General features: G+C 67.6%; 6 protein-coding genes and 1 pseudogene. 6 read left to right on the top strand and 1 reads right to left on the bottom strand.

The features are described from left to right. Nucleotides 1-168 precede the first annotated feature (168 nt). Nucleotides 169-861, top strand: coding sequence for a lantibiotic dehydratase (locus ACFVWD_RS57435; protein WP_389607079.1), 693 nt, complete (start codon nucleotides 169-171; stop codon nucleotides 859-861). Between the two features lie 33 nt (nucleotides 862-894). Here the strand turns inward: ACFVWD_RS57435 and ACFVWD_RS57430 are convergent, their stop codons facing one another. Beyond that, the gene (locus tag ACFVWD_RS57430; protein ID WP_389607077.1) at nucleotides 895-1,986 is read right to left on the bottom strand and encodes an integrase core domain-containing protein; all 1,092 of its coding nucleotides are present in this window, start codon (nucleotides 1,984-1,986) and stop codon (nucleotides 895-897) included. 156 nt (nucleotides 1,987-2,142) lie between these two features. Between ACFVWD_RS57430 and ACFVWD_RS57425 the strand changes: the two are divergent. From ACFVWD_RS57425 to ACFVWD_RS57405, 5 genes and pseudogenes are all read left to right on the top strand, one after another. After that, nucleotides 2,143-2,442: pseudogene (locus tag ACFVWD_RS57425) on the top strand (integrase core domain-containing protein); the annotation flags it as partial. Between the two features lie 469 nt (nucleotides 2,443-2,911). After that, nucleotides 2,912-3,073 carry a hypothetical protein gene (locus tag ACFVWD_RS57420; RefSeq protein WP_389607075.1) on the top strand — a complete coding sequence of 54 codons (162 nt, stop codon included), beginning with the start codon at nucleotides 2,912-2,914 and terminating at the stop codon, nucleotides 3,071-3,073. Between the two features lie 73 nt (nucleotides 3,074-3,146). Further along, nucleotides 3,147-3,452: a DUF6247 family protein gene (locus ACFVWD_RS57415; RefSeq protein ID WP_389607073.1), complete on the top strand. Its 306-nt coding sequence runs from the start codon at nucleotides 3,147-3,149 to the stop codon at nucleotides 3,450-3,452. Nucleotides 3,453-3,628: 176 nt separating this feature from the next. Further along, entirely contained in the window at nucleotides 3,629-3,772 is a 144-nt protein-coding gene (locus ACFVWD_RS57410) for a hypothetical protein (protein ID WP_389607071.1), read from the top strand. Nucleotides 3,773-4,697: 925 nt separating this feature from the next. Next, the coding region (locus ACFVWD_RS57405) for an endonuclease domain-containing protein (protein WP_389607081.1) at nucleotides 4,698-4,846 on the top strand (149 nt) is incomplete at its 3' end.

The following is a 4,846-nucleotide window of genomic DNA, read 5'->3' as shown; positions in this document are numbered from 1 at the left end:
GACTCCATGAGGATGGAGTCGAAGCGCTCGAGCGCCGCGATGTGGGCCGCGGCAAGGTCCCAGACGTGCACGTAGTCCCGGATGCCCGTGCCGTCGCGGGTCGGTGATGGGGAACGGGCGGCCGTCCTGGTCAGGCAACGATTCCTGATCACCAGCCTCCGCGCGGCGATGACAGCCACCGACCCGCTCGCCGTACTCCTCAGGCACACGCAGTATCTCGCGCCGGCTGAGACAGCGGAGTTACGCGAGGCCCCCACACCTTCGCTCGACCTGCGGGTGGACTGGGACCTGGTCGTCCCGGAGACCGTGGCCCAGGAAGCGGCAGCGGCAGCCAAGGCACTCACGCGTCTCGCACCCAGGCCAGCGTTGGCCGGATGGGCCGAGTGGCACAGCCTGTTCCTTGAGCGGTACGGGCCAAGGGCGGTCGTCCGCGTCGTGGACGCCATCGACGCGCTCGGCTACCCATCCGGCTACCTCGGGTCTACCACCATGCTGGCGCCCTCCCCGCTGCCTGACCGGGACAGCCGACTCATCAAGCTCGCCCACAGAGCCGGCATGCAGCGCCGCATTGAAGTCGAGCTCGACGATGCCGCGCTCGAGGAGCTGGCCACTACGGATCCTGGCCACTGCGTCCAGCCGAGCACCGAGGTGACCGTCCGTATCGACGCCGTGAACATTCCAGCACTGCAGCAGGGCGAGTTCACTCTGCACGTCGTCGGGGTGTCACGCTCGGCCGGAGCGACTACCGGCCGCTTCCTAGGCATGCTGGACGACGAGGACCGCCGCCGCGATGTGATGGGAGCGCTCCCACCGTCTCTCCGAGCCCGCGCCTCCCCCGAGAGGAAGCAGCGACATCGGTGACCCTGTAGGTGCCAAGAACCACGTCCGTTGTGGTCACGCCACGTGTTGGTACTCGTGCAGGATGCCACCGAGGCGGTCGTGTCGGTGGACGTTGAGGTGGGTGAGCCGGTCGGATTGGGTGATGGGTTCGGGCAGGGGGCGTAGCGGTGCGGCGCCTGCAAGGGTGCGGTGGGGCCTGTGCTGGTTGTAGAACTGCTCGTACTCGCGCAGCGCGTGGAGTAGATGGGCCTGGTTCCAGATGAGGGTGCGGTCGAGGAGCTCGGTTCGCCAGGACCGCACCCATCGCTCCATGACCGCGTTCATGCGCGGCATCCGGACGCCGGTCTGGACGACCTCGATACCCTCGGCCTGCAGGACGGCGTCGAAGGCCGCCGGGTAGCGGACATCCCGGTCGCGGATCAGGAACTTCACCCCGGCGCCGGCGTCGTGGAGGTCCATGACCATGTTCCGGGCGAGCTGGGTGACCCAGGCCGCGGTCGGGCGCGCCGTTACGCCGAGGATCCGCACGCGCCGGCTGGCGTGCTCGATGACAGCGAGGACGTACAAGGTCGCACCGGTCAGTGTCTTGGTCTCGAAGAAGTCGGCGGCGACGATGGCTTGCGCTTGGGAGCTCAAGAAGTTCGCCCAAGAAGTGTGGTCCCGGTCAGGCGCGGGGTCGACGCCGTGCTCCTTGAGGATGTTCCACACGGTGGCGGCGGCGACCTTGATGCCGAGAGCGGCGAGTTCGCCGTGGATGCGCCGGTACCCCCAGTTGGGGTTCTGGCCGGCGAGCCTCAGCGCCAGCACCCGGACAGAGCGTATGGTGCGCGGCCTCCCGGGGCGCTTGGGTCGGGAGGCATTGCCGTGGCGTCGGCGGAGCAGGTCACGGTGCCAGCGCAGCACCGTGTCGGGGGAGACGATCAGCTGGAGCCGGCGAAGTTGTACCCGGGGGCGGCGGTGCAGGAGTGCGGCGAGCAGCGCGCGGTCCGGCCAGGTGAGCCTCGGCCTGTCGATCTGCCGCTGCAGCACGACGAGTTGGTGGCGCAGCGCCAGGAATCCGGCGTCCTTATCGCGATCGCCCATCGGCAGGAGCCGTATCAAGGTGAACATGCTCGTCAGGGCCAGGTAGGGCAGTCGCAGCAGCACCGGACCATCCTGGCGCCGACCGGGGCTGCCCGGCAATCACCGAGGACCCACCATCACCGTCGACTGGCAGGAGCTCACGACAGCGCCCCTACACGGCCTGACCAGCATGGATGAGGTTTCTGGCACCTACAGGGTCGGTGTGACGCCGGGTGTCTGCAGCGCGCGAGCCGGGCCTTCGCCGACGCCTGCCGCCGGGCCGGCGTCCGCCAGAGCATGAGCGCAGTGAGCAGCAGCGCTGACAACGCCGCCGCGGAATCGTTCAACGCGACCTTCAAAAAGGAGACGTTGAAGGGGCGAAAGGGCTGGTCGAGCGAGCGTGAGGCCCGCCTCGACGCCTTCCGCTGGCTGTCCCGCTACAACACCCGACGCCGGCATTCCCGGCTCGGCCAGCGATCCCCGATCGCTTACGAAAACACCTTCCACTCAACATCAACTACCCTGACCCAAGCCGCATAGACGAGTTCAAGATCCGGGGTCAAGGCCCTCTCAGGCTAACCCCGCAGAACGGGACGTCTCACCCAAGGCTGACAGAGAGGGCATCGCCCGGTTACGAGTACTACGGTGCCGCCAGGCGGCGGTCGCACGGACACTCTGATGCTATACCGACACAATCCGTAGTACCGTGTGTATCGGTAGGTCCGGACGGTAGCGACAGGAGCCCCATATGCCGGCAGCAGGAGAGGCTGAGCGTGCGCCTAATGTTGCAAAGACGGTGTGGGAGGCAGCCGGAGTACGGGCCAAGTCAGAGGGACTGCCCCTCATCTGGGTCATGAGTCGCGCTCTTACCGAGTACGCCGCCGGAACGTTGCTTCTGCCCCGCGCTACCACTTCCAGGGTAGGCGACCGCCGTGGTCGGAGTGTCTTCGCGACGGATGACGTGTGGTCCGGCGCTGACGAGCGACGTGCGAAAGATGCGGTCCGCTCAATGTCCGCACTCTGCGAGATTCTGCTGGACGCATACGCACGTGGCGACATCCATCCCTACGCCCGCATGATCACCACCGCCCAGCGCGATGCCCTGACCGCGCCGCACCCATCCGACGGCAATGACGCTGCAGGCACGACAGCCGTGCCCCTGGTTGCCTGACCCGCACGGCCACCGCAAAGGAGCCCGCACAGTGACCGCTTCCACCATCGGCATGCGAGGATCCGTTCCCCCCATGCCCGAACGCACACCCAAGGCGCTGCGTGCCGCCATCGCACAGCACACGCCCAAGCTTCTGCCTGACTTCGACCGTAACTGGCGCGAGAAGATCGCCGACGCCTACGACCTCGCTCCCGTCCCCGCCTTCATGGCCCGCTGGTGGGCGGAATTCGCTCTCGCTCGGGACCCACAGCTCGAGACCGAGGTCCATCGCCTGGAGGACGAGGCATCTCGGGCCACGGATAACGCCCAGGCCAAGAGCCTCGTGGAAGAAGCCGGACGACTGCGCCGCAAGGCCGGCAAGGCGGAACCCGGCCAGTGACAGACGGATTCATGGGACCTCCCTGGCAGGCAGACTGGACGAAGGAAGCAGAAGACAACAGAAACGCTCTCCCCGCATCGGCGCGCACTCTGGTTGACGCTGCTCGCGCCGAACTCGTCATTGCCAAGGACCCGTACTTCCGGGGTGTCGATGCGGCCGCGGACCTTCCCTCTGACATGAGTGTCGAACCGGTCCAGTCCACTCGCCCCGGCGGCGCTCACGTCCTGTACTTCGATCACGGCCGGGGATGGCTGCGATACGTTTTCACCCCTCGCACGGCGGACCCGCAGATCGTCATCGACGAGTGCATCTGGCAGTAGTCCGGAGGGCGTTGTCACGTTGTCAGGTGTGAAGCTTCCGCTTGATCGTGGACACCTGGAGACTGGGACATCTTGACGTTCTGTTGGTGAGGCTGCGGGCCCGGGAGGGGCTGACGAACCAGATGCTCAGGAATAAGGAGTTGCGGGCGGCGGCCAGGCTGACCGAGGCGCTTGGGACCCGTTGCCGCGTTGTAGGCCGTTAGCCTGTCGGTATGTCAGAGCGCGTCATGCCCGGTCGGACGGACGGCCTGATCCCCTTGGATGCCGCGGACGCTCTGTGGGTCGATTTGACGGCCGACAGTGCTGTGCCGACGGCTTCTGGGGCATTCACCTGCTCTCCTGCCCATGCCCGGGTGGGGTACGTCCTGCTCGGCGGCCACATGGTGGCGACGGTGGGGGCGAGTGGCGGTCAGTGGAGTGTTTGGGAGGTTGAGGTGCGCCGGGCGGCCGGGGAACTGAACGCGGTGGGAATGGACCGGCAGGACCTGGTCCGCATCGGTCCGTTTCGTGGGGCGTCGAGGCAGGGGTGCACCGAGGAGACGCCGCTGCGTTGGCGACGGCGCATCATGGGGGAACTGCAGGAGCTGGGCGGCCCCGAGCGGGCAGCACGACGTGAAGTCGGCCGCTCGTACCATCTGGCGGGGATCGACTGGCGACAGATGCTCGTGGAGCAGACCCGCGACGGGACGCAGCGGACGTGGTGGCTGCCGCGCGCTGTGGTCAGGCTGCTGGATGCGGCCGAGCACGCCGAGACGCAGTGGGTGCAAGCCGCGCGGACCCGCCAGGCAGGCGCAGCCGTCACTGAGCCGCCCTCCTTCCCCCGGCAGGTCCGAGCCGCCGGCGGTCGGCAGACGACGAGCCCCGAGGGCCTCACCGCCTCACTGCGTCCGTACAACAAAGAGCTGGAAGGCCAGAGCTGTACTCGGTGCTCAGCAGGAAGCCCGGTACCTCCCGCAGGGTGGCTGGGTGGGCGTGCGCTGTCTGCCGCACTGCGCCCGCCGCCGTCCTCGACCACTGCCACGAACACGGCTACGTCCGCGCCCCCCTCTGCCAGTCCTGCAACACACAGGAACG

This window comes from Streptomyces sp. NPDC058086 (genome assembly GCF_042885015.1).
Taxonomy (GTDB): domain Bacteria; phylum Actinomycetota; class Actinomycetes; order Streptomycetales; family Streptomycetaceae; genus Streptomyces.
The sequence above is the reverse complement of the archived record's forward strand: the minus strand, read 5'-3'. Positions and strand labels throughout refer to the sequence as shown.